Source organism: Pseudomonas sp. Z5-35 (assembly GCF_051131945.1).
Taxonomy (GTDB): Bacteria; Pseudomonadota; Gammaproteobacteria; order Pseudomonadales; family Pseudomonadaceae; genus Aquipseudomonas; species Aquipseudomonas marvdashtae.
Map to the genome: position 1 here is coordinate 4323453 of NZ_CP071640.1, position 17239 is coordinate 4340691.

At 59.5% G+C, this 17239-nt stretch carries 18 protein-coding genes and 1 pseudogene; 3 read left to right on the forward strand and 16 right to left on the reverse strand.

Going from position 1 to position 17239, the window contains the following annotated elements; translation table 11 throughout:
• Positions 1-96: 96 nt before the first annotated feature.
• The 13 genes from J3P95_RS19840 to J3P95_RS19900 form a co-directional block, all read right to left on the reverse strand.
• Positions 97-672 (reverse strand): phage tail assembly protein, encoded by a 576-nt coding sequence (locus tag J3P95_RS19840; protein WP_434558408.1) that lies wholly within the window; start codon positions 670-672, stop codon positions 97-99.
• An 80-nt stretch (positions 673-752) separates the two neighbouring features.
• The gene (locus tag J3P95_RS19845; RefSeq protein ID WP_434558409.1) at positions 753-1259 is read right to left on the reverse strand and encodes a phage major tail tube protein; all 507 of its coding nucleotides are present in this window, start codon (positions 1257-1259) and stop codon (positions 753-755) included.
• Positions 1259-2425 carry a phage tail protein gene (locus J3P95_RS19850; RefSeq protein WP_434558410.1) on the reverse strand — a complete coding sequence of 389 codons (1167 nt, stop codon included), beginning with the start codon at positions 2423-2425 and terminating at the stop codon, positions 1259-1261. Before J3P95_RS19850 ends, J3P95_RS19845 begins: the two co-directional genes overlap by 1 nt.
• Before the next feature lie 2 nt (positions 2426-2427).
• A complete protein-coding gene (locus J3P95_RS19855; RefSeq protein ID WP_434558411.1) occupies positions 2428-2637 on the reverse strand; it encodes a hypothetical protein in 210 nt (69 codons plus the stop codon).
• A gap of 89 nt (positions 2638-2726) precedes the next feature.
• The gene (locus J3P95_RS19860) at positions 2727-3164 is read right to left on the reverse strand and encodes a phage tail protein (RefSeq protein ID WP_434558412.1); all 438 of its coding nucleotides are present in this window, start codon (positions 3162-3164) and stop codon (positions 2727-2729) included.
• Positions 3165-3245: 81 nt separating this feature from the next.
• Complete coding sequence (locus tag J3P95_RS19865; RefSeq protein ID WP_434558413.1) at positions 3246-4784, reverse strand: phage tail protein; 1539 nt, start codon at positions 4782-4784, stop codon at positions 3246-3248.
• Positions 4785-5420, reverse strand: a complete 636-nt coding sequence (locus tag J3P95_RS19870; RefSeq protein ID WP_434558414.1) for a phage tail protein I — start codon at positions 5418-5420, stop codon at positions 4785-4787. It abuts the gene before it with no gap.
• Positions 5417-6412, reverse strand: a complete 996-nt coding sequence (locus J3P95_RS19875; RefSeq protein ID WP_434558415.1) for a baseplate J/gp47 family protein — start codon at positions 6410-6412, stop codon at positions 5417-5419. The genes J3P95_RS19870 and J3P95_RS19875 overlap by 4 nt, the downstream gene beginning before the upstream one ends.
• Positions 6409-6741, reverse strand: a complete 333-nt coding sequence (locus J3P95_RS19880; protein WP_434558416.1) for a phage baseplate protein — start codon at positions 6739-6741, stop codon at positions 6409-6411. The genes J3P95_RS19875 and J3P95_RS19880 overlap by 4 nt, the downstream gene beginning before the upstream one ends.
• Before the next feature lie 10 nt (positions 6742-6751).
• Positions 6752-7363, reverse strand: coding sequence for a phage baseplate assembly protein V (locus J3P95_RS19885; RefSeq protein ID WP_434558417.1), 612 nt, complete (start codon positions 7361-7363; stop codon positions 6752-6754).
• A gap of 3 nt (positions 7364-7366) precedes the next feature.
• Positions 7367-7879: a hypothetical protein gene (locus tag J3P95_RS19890; protein ID WP_434558418.1), complete on the reverse strand. Its 513-nt coding sequence runs from the start codon at positions 7877-7879 to the stop codon at positions 7367-7369.
• A 46-nt stretch (positions 7880-7925) separates the two neighbouring features.
• Positions 7926-8276, reverse strand: coding sequence for a phage holin family protein (locus J3P95_RS19895; RefSeq protein ID WP_434558419.1), 351 nt, complete (start codon positions 8274-8276; stop codon positions 7926-7928).
• 553 nt (positions 8277-8829) lie between these two features.
• Positions 8830-9564, reverse strand: a complete 735-nt coding sequence (locus J3P95_RS19900) for a LexA family transcriptional regulator (protein WP_434563917.1) — start codon at positions 9562-9564, stop codon at positions 8830-8832.
• 555 nt (positions 9565-10119) lie between these two features.
• Between J3P95_RS19900 and J3P95_RS19905 the strand changes: the two are divergent.
• The 3 genes and pseudogenes from J3P95_RS19905 (at position 10120) to fdxA (ending at position 13911) form a co-directional block, all read left to right on the forward strand.
• Positions 10120-10472: pseudogene (locus tag J3P95_RS19905) on the forward strand (DUF6124 family protein).
• A gap of 405 nt (positions 10473-10877) precedes the next feature.
• The gene (mutS, locus tag J3P95_RS19910) at positions 10878-13445 is read left to right on the forward strand and encodes a DNA mismatch repair protein MutS (protein ID WP_434563919.1); all 2568 of its coding nucleotides are present in this window, start codon (positions 10878-10880) and stop codon (positions 13443-13445) included.
• Between the two features lie 142 nt (positions 13446-13587).
• Positions 13588-13911 carry a ferredoxin FdxA gene (gene fdxA / locus J3P95_RS19915; RefSeq protein ID WP_030139464.1) on the forward strand — a complete coding sequence of 108 codons (324 nt, stop codon included), beginning with the start codon at positions 13588-13590 and terminating at the stop codon, positions 13909-13911.
• A 488-nt stretch (positions 13912-14399) separates the two neighbouring features.
• Here fdxA and rpoS read toward each other — a convergent pair whose 3' ends face one another.
• The 3 genes from rpoS to J3P95_RS19930 all read right to left on the reverse strand — a co-directional run bounded on the left by rpoS (position 14400) and on the right by J3P95_RS19930 (position 17222).
• The gene (rpoS, locus tag J3P95_RS19920; protein WP_186611216.1) at positions 14400-15407 is read right to left on the reverse strand and encodes an RNA polymerase sigma factor RpoS; all 1008 of its coding nucleotides are present in this window, start codon (positions 15405-15407) and stop codon (positions 14400-14402) included.
• 107 nt (positions 15408-15514) lie between these two features.
• A complete protein-coding gene (locus J3P95_RS19925; protein WP_434558420.1) occupies positions 15515-16360 on the reverse strand; it encodes a peptidoglycan DD-metalloendopeptidase family protein in 846 nt (281 codons plus the stop codon).
• Positions 16361-16586: 226 nt separating this feature from the next.
• Positions 16587-17222, reverse strand: coding sequence for a protein-L-isoaspartate(D-aspartate) O-methyltransferase (locus J3P95_RS19930; protein WP_161796107.1), 636 nt, complete (start codon positions 17220-17222; stop codon positions 16587-16589).
• Positions 17223-17239 lie beyond the last annotated feature (17 nt).

Here is a 17239-nt window from a genome sequence, read left to right on the forward strand (position 1 = left end):
TGATCGCGATGTCGTATCGGCGCAAGGCCTTGCCGGCGTCCCACTCGAGGATCTCCGCTTCACTTACTGAGTAAATGAGCGGCACCACATCGAGGATCAGTTCGATGTCGCGCTCCGAAAGAAGTCCGCCGGTTTGTTTAAAAAATCGTCGATGCGTACCTGAAGTTGCGTCCAGTCGGGCACGGTCAGCGAGGCCAGGTCGGGAAGCATCAGGCCAGTGCAATGGGCCGTGATGAACTCGGCGCGTTCCTTGGCCGTCTTCAGTTTTTTCATCGCCTTGGTGGCCCGCAGCACGGGCATTTCCAGGGTCAACGAGGTCAGGCTGCGGCCCGCGACGTCGAGGGGTTGCAGCAGTTGTATCTGGTCGGGATCGGCGGGCCCGCCATCCACCTGTTCCGAAAAGTGGGAAGTCGGGCGCGTGGACATTTCGTGTACGTATTGCGCGATGCTCACGTAGTCCGGGCGCTTGAGTTGATCCAGCTCCTTGAGTGACAGGCCGGTCGCCAGTTTGGCCAGTTCGAAGAACTGATCGTCTTCGTCATCGCCCGCACGGGCGAGGGCGTCTTTTTGCGCGCAGTAGTACAGCGGCTTGAGTTGCAGCTGTTCGATTTGCGTCCCATCGTCACCCGTGATCGGCGACAACAGGACGTGAACAGGAGGTGTCCAGGACATGTGTATTCCTTGCTGAATCGGCGAGCGACCTGTGGAACGAACACGCGTCCACAGATCGGGTCAGCCGTTTGGTTTCTGGCTTAAGGCAGCAATACCGCACGGCGGGCGTCGCCAAGAATGTCGACGCCGTTGAGCACGAACTTCTGGGTGCGCACATCGATGTCGATCACTGGGATGCCGTTTTCCAGACGGTTGTAGGTACGACAGGCCAGCTCGAGCGTGGTGATGGGTTTCTCGTTCATCTTCAACGCAGCTTCGTCCAAGGACTTCAACTTGCCGCCCACCGTGTGATAGGTGAACCACGTGTTGCCGTCCTGATCCTGACCGGCTTCGCGCACGTTCAGCAGGATGTCGTCACCGACACTCACGCCCAGCGCCAGCATGATTTCCGGGCCGACGCCTTGCAGCACCAGCTTGGCCGTCAGCGCCTTGCCGCTCTTGGCCATCTCCTCGCCGATGAAACGCCCGCCGCGCATTTCTTCCATTTCGAATTCGATTTTCGGCGCCGTGAATTCTTCCACAGTCGCCGACAACGGCAGGCCCTGCAGGGTGGCCGCAATGGCCTGTCTTACGCGGTTGGTAAACATTAGAGAACGTCCTCCAGGAACTGCTCGATGATTTCATCGCGGGCATTGAGTTGATAAATCATGTGTTCGTTTGGCGCGTAGCGGCCGTAGTCGATGACCACATACCAGGTGCCGTTCTTGTACTTCTCGACGCTGTTCAATTCCGGGTGCAGGTACACGCTGCCGCCAGGAATGGTTTCGTCGGCGACCAGGGTTTGCAGCCAGTCGTTGATGCGCTTGACCTCCTGGTCCATGAACGACTTGGTCAGGTTCTTCGCCATGGCTTTCTGGCCGGCCTTCACCAGCTTGCGGCTGATGGCATCTTCAAGGCCGACGTAGCTGATGAACTTGCCGGTGATGGAGCGGTTACCCAGCAGCGAGAAGCCGCCGAGGATGGTCCGGGCGTAATAGCTGACGCCGTAGCGGTTGAGCAGATCGCCTTCGGTGGAGGTGTCGAGGATGTTGTATTCCACAGTGCGGGAAACGTCTTCGGCGAAGGTCACCTGGTTGCCCGGGCTCTCCCATTGCTTGACCTTGGCGAGGGCAGCGATGGCCAGGCTCGACGGCGCCAGGAAAACGTTTTTCTTCGCCGCCTTGGAATACACCGCCGGCATGTTGTGCACCACCAGGCAACGGTCAAAACCGAGGTCGGCGCCACCCAGCTCCTGGCTGTAAGTCACTTGATCGGCGACCGAGACGTCCTTGCCGTCGAGCACCACACGGGCCTTGATGCGCTTGCCAAACGAAGCGAACTCGCTCGCCACCGCCTTGGTGCCGGTGAAGCCCGGCGCGCCGATGATGGTCAGGTCTTCGGCGACGCCACTCAACGCCGCCAGACCCAACTTGCGTCCGGTCTGCGCCTCGATGCCGCCAATCACATTGTTCTGCGTGTCGGCCAGGGTCGCGCCCTCTTCGACGATAACCACATACACCGGTACCTTGACCACTTTGAGGATCTGGTAGACCGCGTGGAACAACGTCCCCGCCTCGGCACCAGTCGGGTCCAGCTGAGCCTGGGTGGTGAAGCTGTTGATACGGAACGGGGTATTTTTCGGAATCAGCGCGTTGGCATTCGGCGCGGTGCCGACCAACCCGATGACGTTGTCACCCAGGCCACCCATGGCCTCAGGGGATTCAGTAGCGTTGACGGTGATGCCGTTGTGCTCGAAGTTCAAAACCTCAGCCATGGTTATTCAGCCTTTTGGGTGGTGGCCTTTTTGGCCGGGTTGGATGTAGAAGCCGGTTCGACGGCTTCGGTTTTCTTCAGCGCCAGGCGACCGGCGCTGCGCAGGGCGTTGGCCTCGACGTCGAGCAGGTCCAGTTCCTGGCCGGTGGTCGACCAGTGACCGCCTCCGGTGGGGAATGGGAGGAGCACGGTGTAGGTTTGGCGTAGTGCCATTTTTGGTTTTCTCCGGGTATGAAAAAGCCCCTACGGGGAGGGGCTTTGGTTTTGAGTGGGTAAGAAAACGCCCCGTCGGTGCGGGGCGTTTATTGGGACTGCTCAGGCAACCAGGACGGGACTATCGGACGGTGATCGACCAGTGGGAACTCGCTCGTCTCCGGCCACTTACGCAGCGCCCGACGATAAGCCTGGAGTTCCGAGTACTGCTCGACAGAAAGTGTGGTTTCCGGTGTTTCTTCCAACTCGTCACGGTGCCGGGCAACCATGCCATCGGTCAAAACGAGCTGACCATCACGCCACAGGCGCTCAATTGCTGCCAAAAACTCAGGCGATTGCGCAGGTGGATCGACCAGTATCGGATAACCATCTTCGCCACTGGAGATCCGTTTCCCCAACGACTGCCCCTCATGAAGCTCTGTATATAGCTTCTGGGTTATTTCAACCGCGTCTGGAGGGATTTTCTCGGCGGAGTGGATAGAGTCATCGTAGAAACCACCCGTTGTTTTGCTTGAATAAAGAGTCATTTTCTCACCCCGTACTCAATAGCACCGATGTCCGGGACAGATGAGTCGGTCGTTAATAGATTAGGCATTTTCTTCCGTCCCTCAATAACCAATGGCAAATAGAAAGATGGCATCACCCCCCGTCGCCAATTGACTCGCCAAGGTGGCTGACACATTAGGACTTCCAGAAGTGGGATGGGCACCACATGCATACATGCTTGTGCCAGAGGACGACGCGTCATTGCTTGCGAACACACGAAACACTGAATTAGGGAATGCTATTGGATAAGTCCATGTGCCAAACCCATTTGTAGTCCCGGCAGTGCCCCACTGGATGATTAAACCGCTTGGGAGCTTCTGATACCCATTAGCTGTCAACGCACCTCCAAAAACCGAGGCGTATTTAAGAGCCATAGCCCCACCACGCAAACGCCACGTCCCTGACACTTTCACGAACTCGGCGTTATCCCCCGTACCCAGAACGACCGTAGTCACTGCCATGAGCGGGGAAGCCAAAACGTCAGTGCCGGCCGCCAGGACAGTAACGGCAGGAGCCCCAGCGTTCACTACCTCGACCGTAGCGCCCTCAGCGACCCCGGTGGTCGGAGGCAACGTAATGTTGATCGGCGTAGCGGATGAGACGGATACAACGCCGCCTACGTACGACGCCCCGAGTGCGGTACTGACCGTAAGCGGGACAAAAACCGAATATTCGACACCCATCCGTTTTGCGAAGGCAGTACTCGCCAATCTGAGAGAGCTATCGAACTGGGGTGGTGTCGGCGCCGTTGGATTGCCCCCAAAGGCTGGCGACAACAATCGGGCATACCCTGCCGTAATGTCTTGGAACGTCAGCGACGTCGTTCCCAATACGATCGAGCCATCAGTAATGAGCTGCCAGATCGTATCGGCAAGCGTAGCCCCCGTTTCCACGGAGACAATAAGCGCCGAGGTGACATCGGCATTCGAATCAGCATCCTTAGCCCGAATCCAAGCACCGTTCGCAACCACGTAGATACCGTTGTCTTTCGCCAACGTCTGCGACTTGACAAGCACCCGGTCCCCAGCCACCACGGCAACGCCGTCGACGGTCTGCGCACCGCTCAGCACAATGTTTGCTGTCGTCGCCACCCGCACAGACTGTTTCCTGTCGAGCTTGGCAAGCTCATCCGCGACATAACTTGCGACCCATGCCCGCGTCGCCTTGACCACCGTATCGTCAATCAACAACGTCACCAGTTCCGCATTGCTGGTCTCGAAAATCGAACGGATATAAAACTCTTTCCCTGAGCCCGAGGTGGCCAACACCGGCTTGAACGACTCTGGATATTTGACGATCGCGTACAGAATCCCGGTATCGGTCCATATGCCGGCTTCGCGCACATACCAACCGCCAACATCAGGCGCAATGGTCACCTCAGCCAGCAGCCAACTCGGGTTTTTTTCGTCCTGGAACAGCGCATTGAGTGGTCCGCGCCAGACCTCGCGCTTGAGTGCGGTGGCGGTCGCCGCCGGGTTGTAGACAGCACCCCCGCCGTCACCGACGGAAATCTGCGACAGTTTGATTGGTAGGCCCGCTGCCTTGCAGGCGGTTTCGTAGGCAATCCCCGCGTCAGTGAGCAGGGTGTAGTAGTCGGCCATTTAGGACCCCTGTGGATAAATAGTGGAGGTTTCGACGGTGTAGAGCCCGGCAGCGGTGAAGGCTTGGCCCGAGGCTTCAAGGCCATCGATGACGGCGGGATAAACCGTGGTCAGTTCACCGCACAGCGTCGCGGCGCCGATAACGTGACGGCCGAAGGCACTCAAGCCGACGGAAACTGTCAAGGTGTCGCGCTCGCTTTTGGCGTCGGCCAGGCGACGGTCGAGACGGGCGTCGATTTCTTCGCTGTAGGGTTGCTCGGTAAACGCCCTGACCGAAAAACTGTAGGGCGGCCCGGGTGGCGTTTGCTCGTACCAAGCCCGCACTTCAGGCCTCAATCGCAGCCCCTTGGCCGCGTTTTCCAGCGCCGTTCGTGTACCGGCTTGTCGAGCGGTAGGCCAGGCGAGTTCGACCGTCAGGCGTTTTTCCGTCTCCGCAGCCTCGGAACTCCACTCCTTGACCCCACGATCCGCCGCCAGATAAGGCAGGAACGCCAATGTCGTTCCACGCGGATTCATCAGTTCGGGAAACGGCGGATCGATGCGTTCCAGCAGCCGGGCAAACCCGAGATCCAGCGCCCGCTCCAGCGGTGAGCTGTTGACCGGCAGCAGGCCCGGGCGAGGTGTGTCGTCACTCATAATGTATCCACCTCGACCTCGACGCCCGTGCAGAACGGCGCCTGGAAAGCCGTCGTCACAATCGGCGCAAGCGGTTCGAGAATCTGCAGTTGAACCGCGCCAGCGCTGTGCAGCGTGTAGTCGATCCAGCTCGGGTCCACTCGACCTTCCAGGCGATGACACGCCTCGGCATAGTCCAGCAGTTGCTGTTGTGCGGCAGCCTGGGTCAGGCCCGAGTCAGGCCCGGGATTGATCTTCGCCACGACGCGGATTTTGTAAGGTTTGATTTGCGCGGCCTGCACGATGACCAAGTCCGTCTCGGGCCGTACATCCGGTCGGGCGAAGTGCTCGCGGACGCCGTCGAGCAACGCTGCGGACGGCGTTCCATCGCCGTCGCGGGACAGCACCGTGACCGTGACTTCTCCGGGTGCGGTACGGCGTCCGTTACCGTCCTTGATCTGGGCGGCGTAGCTGTCCGGGTCGAAGGTATAGGTGACCGTCACCACCCCCGCCGAGGCATTCTCGACCTTCACCACGGGACGTTGCCCCAGGGTAAAAATCTCCCGCCGATACTGCATGCGCGAGCCGGCCGCCGGGGCGTGAGGCGCCAGGTAGTAGCGCAACCGCGCATCGTCATCGCTCTCGTAGACCGGGGGCACGGGCGGGAACGCCGCCGGGTCGCCCGGGTCGAGCAATTGGCGTTCAAGCCCCATGTCCGCGAGGCGAGCGTCGAGGTTGGTGCCCGTGGCCCACCATGCCAGCATCTGCTTGATGCGGGCGTTGTATTTGCGTTCGTGGGTTTGCAGCCGGACACAGAACGCCTCGAGGGCCAGGGTCAGCAGTTCGCTTTCGTTTTCGAGGCTGTCCACCAATTTGGCAGCGCTGGCGGGAGAGCGTGCGGCAACGTACTCGACCACGAAGGTCTTGAACTCTGCGAGCAAGTCCTCGAACGCTTCGACGGTGACGATGGCCGGTTCGGCCAGTTGGTTCTGGCCGGGTATCAACATGCTCATGTCACCACCTCGAAAGTCTGTTTGCGGTTTTTCCAGGTGCCGGCGAAGCGCAACAACAAACCAGCGCCCTGTCGATTGGCGACGATGACTTGCGGCTCAAAATCGTCGATGCCGTTGTGCGGGTTGTAGAACGCTTGGGCCGCGTGGCTCTGGGCGAGTATCAGCAGGTCGTCGCCGAGGTTTTGTCCGAGCAACTGGGTGAGTGCGCAGCCATACAAAGGCCGCTTCTGGCGAGTGCCCAACGGCGTGGTCAATGCACGGGTGGCGCGCTGCACGAATTGCAGCCAGTCGTCGACCGTCGCGCCGGTATTGCGATCGATTCCAATCATGGGAAATCCTTTATGCGGTACTGATGACGCGCCCCTGGTGATCTACCACCGGGCCGCTCAAATGCACGCCGGAGGCGTCGAGCCGAATGCCGACGGCGCCCAGTTTTAGTTCGATGGTTTGCGGCGTCATCACCAGACTCGATGGGCCAATGCTCAACTGGAGCGATTCACGGGAACCGCTGAACGTCGCCGGGCCGTTCATCCAATGCAGGACATGGCTGGCATGGTCGTAGCCGTTTTCCGTACCGTCCTGATAGAGGCGACGCGTCAGCGAAGCCTCTGTCGAGACGGGCGGGAACTGGCCGCCGTTAAGGCCGAACAGCGCCACGGCTTGCCCACCGCTCTCGCCGCCGCCATGGTTCAGCAACAGGCACTGCTCGCCCACGGACGGAATCCGCGACTCGCTCTGGGCGCCGGCGCTCGGGTTGAAAAAGCGGATCGCCGGAGTCAGCAGTCCACCATGGCTGACTTTGCAGGTGTTGCTGGCCGCATCGACTTCCTGGCAAACGCCGATGCGGCAGAAACTCTCCGCACGCCGATGCAAGTCCTCGAATTCGGTTTCCATCTGCGCCAGACGCTCGATGATCGGCGCCAGATGCATCCGCAACAGCGCATCAAACATGGTTCAGCCCTCGAGTGCGGTGTATTGGTCCGGGTCGTCGATGTCCGAAATTTCCCAGGTACGGGCGAATTTCGGGATACCCAGCGGGTCCTCCAGCAGCGTCGGGCCCAGGTACAGGGTTTGGCTGAAAGAAAGGGTCCAGGCGGTGTAGGTTCGTACCGGGTTAATGAACGTGGACGGCATGCCGTCGAGCTCCGTGGGCAGGTCGCATTGATCGCCCGGCAGGCCCCAGCGGTTATCCATGAGCAGGTGTTTCAGCTCAGCGGCCAAGTCACAGGCGTCCCATCCGGGCACCGCCATGACCACTTGCAGGGAAACCGTCAGGGCATGAGCAACGCGTCCGTCGTTGGCGCGATGGCCGGGAGCATCACGCTCAATGGCAATCAGCACCCAGGGTTGATCGTCGGTGCCATCGAAATCCTGAGGGCTACCGACTTTCAACGCGGGATAAGTGGCGCGCAGCGTCTGGGCAATGGCGAAGAACAGCTGCGACGGTTTTTCAAGGACGGCAGGCATCTAGGCCTCCTGTTTCTATGGCGGCACGAAAGTCAGCAGCGAGGGATTAATGTCGGTCGGAACGGGAATCGCGCGGCGGTAGCTCACTGACGCCCATCCGCTTGGCGGCCCAGCGTTCGTAAAGCCCGATGGCCACGTCCGCCCCGGCCATCGCGGTCAGGCAGCCGAAGGCACCGGCGGCCCAGATCGACAGGCCCATGGCGTACAACAGCATGATCGCCGAAACGCCACAGACCATGCAGGCGCCGGAGCGCAGGGCCAGGCGCCGCAGCAGCGACCAGCCACGGGCGCCCTCCTTGTCGGCACGCCACATCTCGCCAGTCACCCCGCCCACCAGGGCGAGCACGATGACCAGCCAGATCGGCATGTCCAGCAACGCTTGTTGCTCGTTTGTCATGTCAGGCTTCCTGGGGGTGATTGATGATGGGTAGGACCGGGATCTTTTCCGGGTCAGAAGATGGATGGTTGCGCCAGGGAAATGGGGAATGCCTTCTTTACCTTCCCTTGACGACGGCTTGAAGTACCTCGCGGCACAGGCATTCCAAAAAGCCCGGTCGCCCAGGCTTTTCAGTAATGCGCTTGATCTTTCGGCGCGACTGGCGCGGTACGGATCCATTCAAATTGTTCTTCCGACCGCGGCCCCTGCCCGCCGGATAACTGCTTCTGGTGCTTTACGCTGCACACCCGGGTCAGTTGCCAACCCTCTGAACCGTTAAAGGCCGGTTCATCGCTGCCTGTTGGTGGAACTAAAGAGCTTCGTTGCCAGCCGCTTTGTCGAGCGGCTTGGACACAGGATATGCATGTATGCATATACAGTCAATGCGTAAATGCATTTATTTATGCATGTCGAATGCGCTAATGCATGAAACCCTTGCAGATACGGGGTCGCGGGTTATCAGGAGGTGAAAAAAAACCCGCACGGTGGCGGGTTTTATCTGACAGCGCAGGGGTTAACGGGCGTACATGCCCCACCAGAAGACGTGACCGAGGATGACGATCTGTTCGTCTTGCATCTCCTGGAACGTGTAGTCCTCGTCCGGATGTTCATCACGGTTGAAGCTGCGCAGGCGAATGCCGGTGGGCAGGCGGTAAAGCTGCTTTACCCGCAACTGGCCGTTGTGATTGATGGCGTAGAGGTCACCGTCGACGATGTCGCCGATCCCACACTTGCCCGCATTAACCCCGACCGTCGCACCGTCGCGCAACACCGGCAACATGCTGTTGCCGCGCACGGTCACGCACTTGGCCTGGTCGAACTGCACGCCGTTATGGCGCAGGCTGCGCTTGCCGAAGCGCAGGCTGGAGCGCTCGCTTTCCTCGATGACGAATCTTCCTGATCCAGCAGCCAATTCAACCTCACGCAGAAAAGGAACGGACACCTCGTCTTCCTCGACGGGCGTGTCATCGTCCCACAGGCTTATGTCCTTGAGTTCGGAATGCGGCTCTTCGCGACGGCTGCCGCCGGCCGACGCAATGTCGGCGCGCCCGCGCAACTGGTCGGTGCTCACGGCAAAGTATTCGGCGATCTTCGAGATGTGCTTATCCGAAGGGTCGACAATCTTGCCGCTGAGGATCCGCGAGAGGGTGGACTGAGGCACGCCGGTACGCCGGTGAAGCTCCGTGGGGGAGATCCGGTGCTGATCGAGCAATGCTCTTAATACGGTAGAAACGTTGCGTTTTTGCATAACGCGCATAATGCTTGTTCTTTTTGCGGAAGACAAATGCTGATTTGCATAAGTATGCAATTCCAACCAATTGCATTCATTGTGGCGAGGGAGCTTGCTCCCGCTTGACCGGGCTGGCGCTCCAGTGCGAAGCGCTCACAAAAAAGGGTCTGCTGCGCAGCCCAGCGGGAGCAAGCTCCCTCGCCACGGAATCGGCCTACAAGTCCTTAGGAAAATGCGCCGCCCCCGTCCTTCAAATGTGTGACGCAAGGCTACGTTTTCTTGCGCCTCTGCCTACAACTACGCCAGAATCCGCCGGCTTGTGCGCCTTGGGCCCCACCGGTACCTTGATTCCATCACTGCCCATCAGTGATCGGGTTTAGTAGCTCGGTATTCCAAGGTGCTCACTGCTCCATTCAGCCTGGTGTTTCTTACCTGTGCTCAATGGTAGCTGTGCGCAGGGCGCCCTCGGGCGCGCCGGTTCCTTGGATCCCCGGTCTACTAACCTGCGTACAGCTGCCACCCATCTCGTTTAGTAGCGGATTGGTAGCGGCTCCAACTTAAGGATCCAAGACTATGTCCAAGCCAACTCCGAATCCCCCGAAAGACCACATCTCCCGCGCTCAATCGGCCAACGCTAAGAAACTCGACGAAGCGGCCACCCGCGCCCTTGATTACTACCTCAACCCAAAGCCGACAAAGAAACCGGCGAACCGGTTGATACTCTTTTCATCATTGCCCCCAACATCGACGTCGAAAGCCTGCTCGCCAACCTCAGCGAAACCCTGGCCTCGGCCAACGCCATGGTCAGCGACCTGGCATTCGACCTGAAGGGCTCGCGACGAAATATCGCGCTGGGGGTCCAGCAGATGATTGAGCTGAGCCAGTTGTTGGCGAATCGAGCGTTGGATGTGGTTGAGGTGAGGTAAACAGGTCCGCTTGAACAGAAACAAAAAATGGCCGTATGTATAGCCGTAGTATTCACTTAAGAAAGACGAAGAGCTTGTTGGGTTTGATGGAAGCTACCAAGCAGCAAAACCTGGTCATGATGCAGGCCGAGGCGAAACGAGCCTGTTTTCAAGACTGAAGCGAAGCCCGACCATGCGTCGGGCTTTCTTTTGCCTGGTTCGTGCTTCACAGATATTTTTTCGCCACATGTAGGGCAAATTTGGAGGACAAAAGCCCAGTTTCACTAACCTTATCGAAGCACTCATCCCTGGGTCGCCCCCCACCCCCCATGTTAACCTTGCGCCCATCGCGGAAAAGCCGGGCCAATGCCCCTCCTTTTGCCCTACACCTTTCAACGAGCTTCCCTGATACCCATGAATACCGCCGTGAACGACCTGTCCTCCCACACGCCCATGATGCAGCAGTACTGGCGCCTGAAGAATCAGCACCCCGACCAGCTGATGTTCTACCGCATGGGCGACTTCTACGAGATCTTCTATGAAGACGCGAAGAAGGCCGCCAAGTTGCTGGACATCACCCTGACGGCGCGTGGGCAATCGGCGGGCATGGCGATTCCGATGTGTGGGATTCCTTACCACGCGGCGGAAGGTTACCTGGCGAAGCTGGTCAAGCTCGGCGAATCCGTGGTGATTTGCGAGCAAGTAGGCGACCCGGCCACCAGTAAAGGGCCGGTTGAACGCCAAGTCGTGAGGATCATCACCCCGGGCACGGTCAGTGACGAAGCGCTGCTGGATGAACGCCGGGACAACCTGATCGCCGCCGTCCTGGGCGATGAGCGCCTGTTCGGCCTGGCGGTGCTGGACATCACCAGCGGCAATTTCTCGGTGCTGGAAATCAAGGGCTGGGAAAACCTCCTGGCGGAGCTGGAGCGGGTCAACCCGGTGGAACTGTTGATTCCCGATGATTGGCCCAAAGACTTGCCGGCGGAAAAACGCCGTGGCGTACGTCGTCGGGCGCCGTGGGATTTTGAGCGTGACTCAGCGTTGAAAAGTCTCTGCCAGCAATTCTCCACACAAGACCTCAAGGGCTTTGGTTGCGAGAACCTGACCCTGGCCATCGGCGCCGCCGGCTGCCTGCTGGCCTACGCCAAGGAAACCCAGCGTACCGCCCTGCCCCATTTGCGCAGCCTGCGTCACGAACGCCTGGATGACACGGTCGTGCTGGACGGCGCGAGCCGACGCAACCTGGAGCTGGATACCAACTTGGCCGGCGGGCGCGACAACACCCTGCAATCGGTGGTCGATCGATGCCAGACCGCCATGGGCAGCCGTTTGCTGACCCGCTGGCTGAACCGTCCGCTGCGGGACCTGACCGTTTTGCTGGCGCGCCAAACCTCCATTACCTGCCTGCTCGACCGCTATCGCTTCGAGCAGTTGCAACCGCAGCTCAAGGATATCGGCGACATCGAGCGGATCCTCGCGCGTATCGGCCTGCGCAACGCCCGCCCCCGCGATTTGGCGCGCTTGCGCGATGCCCTCGGCGCCCTGCCCGCTCTCCAGGAGGCAATGACCGACCTCGAAGCCCCGCATTTGCAACAACTGGCGTGCACCACCAGCACCTACCCGGAGCTGGCGGCATTGCTGGAAAAAGCCATTATTGACAACCCACCCGCGGTGATCCGTGACGGTGGCGTGTTGAAGACCGGTTACGACGCCGAACTCGATGAGTTGCAATCGCTGAGCGAAAACGCCGGCCAGTTCCTGATTGACCTCGAGGCCCGGGAAAAAGCCCGTACCGGCCTGGCCAACCTCAAGGTCGGCTACAACCGCATCCACGGTTATTTCATCGAACTGCCAAGCAAGCAGGCCGAACAGGCCCCGGCCGACTACATCCGTCGCCAGACCCTCAAAGGCGCCGAGCGCTTCATTACTCCAGAACTCAAGGCCTTCGAAGACAAGGCGCTGTCGGCCAAGAGCCGTGCCCTCGCCCGCGAGAAGATGCTCTACGAAGCGCTGCTGGAAGACTTGATCAGTCAACTGCCGCCACTGCAAGACACCGCCGGCGCACTGGCGGAGCTGGACGTCTTGAGCAACCTGGCCGAGCGCGCACTGAACCTGGACCTCAATTGCCCGCGCTTCGTCAGCGAGCCATGCATGCGCATCAGCCAGGGCCGTCACCCGGTCGTCGAGCAAGTACTGACCACGCCGTTCGTGGCCAACGACCTGAGCCTGGACGACAACACCCGCATGCTGGTGATCACCGGTCCGAACATGGGCGGTAAATCGACCTACATGCGCCAGACCGCGCTGATCGTGTTGCTGGCACATATCGGCAGTTTCGTGCCGGCGGCGAGCTGCGAGCTGTCCCTGGTGGACCGCATCTTCACCCGGATCGGCTCCAGCGACGACTTGGCCGGCGGGCGTTCGACCTTCATGGTGGAAATGAGCGAAACCGCGAACATCTTGCACAACGCCACCGAGCGCAGTTTGGTGCTGATGGACGAAGTCGGCCGTGGCACCAGCACCTTCGACGGCCTGTCCCTGGCGTGGGCGGCGGCCGAACGCCTGGCCCAGTTAAGGGCCTACACGCTGTTCGCCACGCATTATTTCGAACTGACGGTGTTGCCGGAAAGCCAGCCACTGGTGGCCAACGTCCACCTCAACGCCACCGAGCACAACGAGCGCATCGTGTTCCTGCACCATGTGCTGCCCGGCCCGGCCAGCCAGAGCTACGGTTTGGCAGTGGCGCAACTGGCCGGCGTGCCAAGCGACGTCATCACCCGTGCCCGCGAGCACCTGAGTCGCCTGGAAACCACCAGCCTGCCGCACGAGGCGCCGCGCCCGACCAAAGGCAAGCCAGCCGTGCCGCAGCAAAGCGATCTGTTCGCCAGCCTGCCGCACCCGGTGCTCGACGAACTGGCCAAAGTCGATCTGGACGACCTGACGCCACGCCGGGCACTTGAATTGCTCTATACATTGAAGACACGGATCTAACGCACAGGCTTTCAAGCTGTTAGAATCTCGCGCGGTTTGGGATGCTGCGGGCCATTAGCCTAGCCTGCAGACCATCGCTCCCGAACCTGGCGAGCCCACCGTGAAGGGGTTCCGCTGCCGCCGCCTGAGGAGAGAATTAGAAATGACCTTCGTCGTCACCGACAACTGCATCAAGTGCAAGTACACCGACTGCGTAGAAGTGTGTCCGGTGGACTGCTTTTACGAAGGGCCGAATTTCCTGGTCATCCACCCGGACGAGTGCATCGACTGCGCCCTGTGTGAACCGGAATGCCCGGCAAATGCCATTTTCTCGGAGGACGAAGTGCCGGCTGGCATGGAGAACTTCATCGAGCTGAACGCCGAGCTGGCGGACATCTGGCCGAACATCACCGAGAAGAAAGATGCCCTGCCGGACGCCGAAGAGTGGGATGGCAAGACAGGCAAGATCGCCGACCTGGAACGCTGATCATTCGACGTTCGCTGAAAAGGCCCCTTGCGGGCCTTTTTGCTTTTTCGAGCCTGGCAAATCGCAGACAAAAAAAGGGGCGGTTTGACCCGCCCACATTTTTTCCCTAATCCCTTTAATCCTTTTCATCGTCCTGATGAATCGCTCCTGCGATGTCCTTCCTACCCATCGTCCTTGACGGGTGTGTCTGTCCGTCGACACAGGACTGATATTAGTATTTTCCTGCTGTAGTGCAATCAGACTCGTCCGTCCCCTTTTCCGCTGTAACGCCTCAGACACAAAAAATAAATCCTTATAGAACAATGAAATAGAAAAAATCTACGCCTTTCTTAGCCATCTATCCTATCGGCGGGAAACCGAACACTTACGTAACACTAGGCAAAGGCTTACAAACTGAACTACAAATTGGGTAGGACTTAAAACTGCGGCCGCAAAACGCAAAAGCCCCGAACCAGTCGGGGCTTTTCCTGCCGTGCTTGCGTCGGGTGCTATTGAAACAACGATTCGCTCGACAGCCCATTCTTCTCCAGGATCTCCCGGAGGCGCTTGAGGCCTTCAACCTGGATCTGCCTGACCCGCTCCCGAGTCAATCCAATCTCCAGGCCGACGTCTTCAAGCGTGCTGCTCTCATGACCGCGCAAGCCGAAGCGGCGAATCACCACTTCCCGTTGCTTGTCCGTGAGTTCCGAGAGCCACTGATCGATGCTCTGGGACAGGTCATCGTCCTGCAACAGCTCGCACGGATCGGTGGGTCGATCATCGGTGAGGGTATCGAGCAGGGTCTTATCCGAGTCAGGCCCCAGCGAGACGTCTACCGAAGAAACACGCTCGTTGAGCCCAAGCATGCGCTTGACCTCCCCCACCGGTTTTTCCAGCAGGTTGGCGATCTCCTCGGGCGAGGGTTCGTGGTCGAGTTTCTGGGTCAATTCACGAGCGGCCCGCAGGTAGACATTCAGCTCTTTGACCACATGAATCGGCAACCGGATGGTCCGGGTCTGGTTCATGATTGCCCGTTCAATGGTCTGGCGAATCCACCAAGTGGCATAGGTCGAGAAACGGAAGCCGCGCTCGGGATCGAATTTCTCGACGGCGCGAATCAGCCCCAGGTTGCCCTCTTCGATCAGGTCCAGCAGCGAAAGCCCACGATTGACGTAACGTCGGGCGATTTTCACCACCAGGCGCAGGTTGCTTTCAATCATGCGTTTGCGACCGGCAGGATCACCGCTTTGCGACAGGCGCGCAAAATGAACTTCTTCCTCGGGGGAGAGCAGCGGCGAAAAGCCGATTTCATTGAGGTAAAGCTGAGTGGCGTCCAGCGCCCGGGTGTAGTCGATGTACTTATGTTGTTTAAGTGAAGCGGAGTGTTTGGATTTGGCACGAACGGAAGGTGGAGTCGCCCCTTCATCATTCGACATCGAATCCATAGCGATGCCGGTGTCCATCAGGAGCACCTCATCGTCGATGTCAAACTCCGGCACTTCTTTACTGAGAGCCATTGTTATAGTCCTTTGGTGAGTTCGACCTCAAGCTCAAGCGACGCCTTTATCCTTGGCAACGCTGGAGCCTGTTCCCTCTACGTGACGGAACAGGCTGACAACTGAAATCAACGACGTGGCAGGAATTGCAGCGGATCTACGGGCTTACCTTGTCGGCGAATCTCAAAATGCAGTTTCACCCGGTCCGTACCCGTCGAGCCCATTTCGGCAATTGTCTGTCCGACCTTGACCTGCTGCCCCTCCCGAACCAACAGCCTGCGGTTGTGACCGTAGGCACTGACGTAGGTATCGCTGTGTTTGATGATCACGAGTTCGCCGTAGCCCCTTAAACCACTCCCGGCGTACACAACCGTGCCATCAGACGCGGCTAAAACAGGCTGTCCCAAATCCCCGGCGATATCAATTCCTTTATTCAAACTACCGTTTGAAGAGAATTTTCCAATGAGAACGCCATTAGAAGGCCACCCCCAGCCGGTCGGGGCGGGGCCTGCTGGAGGCATCGGCGCAGGCGCCGGCTTGTTCGCGACGGACGGTACAGTTGCCGCCGCAGCACCGGCCGGACGACGGATGACCGTGGTTTTGCTCGAGGATGAAGAGGTCGAACCCGACTGCGTGACGACCGCGGTCGGCGTTGAACCGCTGCGACCATCAAAGCGAATTGTCTGACCCGGATGGATCGTATAAGGCGCAGGAATGTTGTTGCGGGCCGCGAGGGCTTTGTAGTCCCAGCCGTAGCGAAAAGCGATGGAAAAAAGAGTATCGCCGCGACGGACTACATACTGGCCGGTCGTCACTGTAGGACGTTGTGGCGTCGCATTGTTGCGATCGACCACCCGGACATTACCCGATGGCGTACTGGAACAACCGACCAGCAAGGTACTCAAGAGAAGGCCAGTCACCAGGCGCTTAAAGCTCGTGATACCCATACGCTGCGCAATGACTGTGAGACTCACCCGCCGCTCCCTTTGTGGTGGCTGAAGAAATGGACAGCTGCCTGTCCAGGCAGACCTGTTGTCGCGTGGCTGGCCGATGCTGCTCCTCTATAAAGGAAGCGCGAAAGGCTGCCGCACACGTTTGCTCGACGCTGTTGAACGCCGTTTGACAGGCCAGCGCTTGACTGACCGGTGCAGCCGTAAGACACAGCCCATGCCATGGAATTCAGCGCTCGCTGATAAATGCTCAGGCCAACGGTCCATTGAGCAACGGCACAAAACGCACCGCCCCAAGAACGTGTCGCGAAAAACCGTGCTCTTCGCGAACGATCAGCATCAGTTGCTGGACTTCGCCCGCGCCTACCGGAATGACCAGGCGCCCGCCGGGGGCAAGTTGGTCCAGCAAGGCCTGCGGCACGTCCGTGGCAACGGCCGTGACAATGATGCCGTTATAAGGCGCCAGCGCCGGCCAGCCTTCCCAACCGTCGCCCCAGCGAAACACCACGTTGCGCAGGTTCAGCTCCACCAGGCGTTCCTTGGCGCGATCCTGCAGCACCTTGATGCGCTCCACGGAAAACACCCGCTCCACCAGTTGCGACAATACCGCGGTCTGGTAACCCGACCCCGTGCCGATCTCCAGCACCTTGTCCAACGGCCCCGCCTCAAGCAGCAACTCGCTCATGCGAGCGACCATATAAGGCTGGGAAATGGTCTGGTTGTGGCCGATTGGCAACGCGGTGTCTTCGTAGGCACGATGGGCCAAGGCCTCATCGACGAACAAATGCCGTGGCGTGCGACGGATCACTTCCAGCACTTGGGCGTTGGACAGCCCTTCTTCGTACAGCCGCTGGATCAGTCGCTCCCGGGTACGCTGGGAGGTCATGCCGATTCCGCGGCGGA

What these genes read in the sequence shown, in the direction of transcription:
- J3P95_RS19840 (WP_434558408.1), bottom strand. Translation starts at nt 672, where the DNA reads ATGTCCTGGACACCTCCTGTTCACGTCCTGTTGTCGCCGATCACGGGT.
- J3P95_RS19845 (WP_434558409.1), bottom strand. Translation starts at nt 1,259, where the DNA reads ATGTTTACCAACCGCGTAAGACAGGCCATTGCGGCCACCCTGCAGGGC.
- J3P95_RS19850 (WP_434558410.1), bottom strand. Translation starts at nt 2,425, where the DNA reads ATGGCTGAGGTTTTGAACTTCGAGCACAACGGCATCACCGTCAACGCT.
- J3P95_RS19855 (WP_434558411.1), bottom strand. Translation starts at nt 2,637, where the DNA reads ATGGCACTACGCCAAACCTACACCGTGCTCCTCCCATTCCCCACCGGA.
- J3P95_RS19860 (WP_434558412.1), bottom strand. Translation starts at nt 3,164, where the DNA reads ATGACTCTTTATTCAAGCAAAACAACGGGTGGTTTCTACGATGACTCT.
- J3P95_RS19865 (WP_434558413.1), bottom strand. Translation starts at nt 4,784, where the DNA reads ATGGCCGACTACTACACCCTGCTCACTGACGCGGGGATTGCCTACGAA.
- J3P95_RS19870 (WP_434558414.1), bottom strand. Translation starts at nt 5,420, where the DNA reads ATGAGTGACGACACACCTCGCCCGGGCCTGCTGCCGGTCAACAGCTCA.
- J3P95_RS19875 (WP_434558415.1), bottom strand. Translation starts at nt 6,412, where the DNA reads ATGAGCATGTTGATACCCGGCCAGAACCAACTGGCCGAACCGGCCATC.
- J3P95_RS19880 (WP_434558416.1), bottom strand. Translation starts at nt 6,741, where the DNA reads ATGATTGGAATCGATCGCAATACCGGCGCGACGGTCGACGACTGGCTG.
- J3P95_RS19885 (WP_434558417.1), bottom strand. Translation starts at nt 7,363, where the DNA reads ATGTTTGATGCGCTGTTGCGGATGCATCTGGCGCCGATCATCGAGCGT.
- J3P95_RS19890 (WP_434558418.1), bottom strand. Translation starts at nt 7,879, where the DNA reads ATGCCTGCCGTCCTTGAAAAACCGTCGCAGCTGTTCTTCGCCATTGCC.
- J3P95_RS19895 (WP_434558419.1), bottom strand. Translation starts at nt 8,276, where the DNA reads ATGACAAACGAGCAACAAGCGTTGCTGGACATGCCGATCTGGCTGGTC.
- J3P95_RS19900 (WP_434563917.1), bottom strand. Translation starts at nt 9,564, where the DNA reads ATGCAAAAACGCAACGTTTCTACCGTATTAAGAGCATTGCTCGATCAG.
- fdxA (WP_030139464.1), top strand. Translation starts at nt 13,588, where the DNA reads ATGACCTTCGTCGTCACCGACAACTGCATCAAGTGCAAGTACACCGAC.
- rpoS (WP_186611216.1), bottom strand. Translation starts at nt 15,407, where the DNA reads ATGGCTCTCAGTAAAGAAGTGCCGGAGTTTGACATCGACGATGAGGTG.
- J3P95_RS19930 (WP_161796107.1), bottom strand. Translation starts at nt 17,222, where the DNA reads ATGACCTCCCAGCGTACCCGGGAGCGACTGATCCAGCGGCTGTACGAA.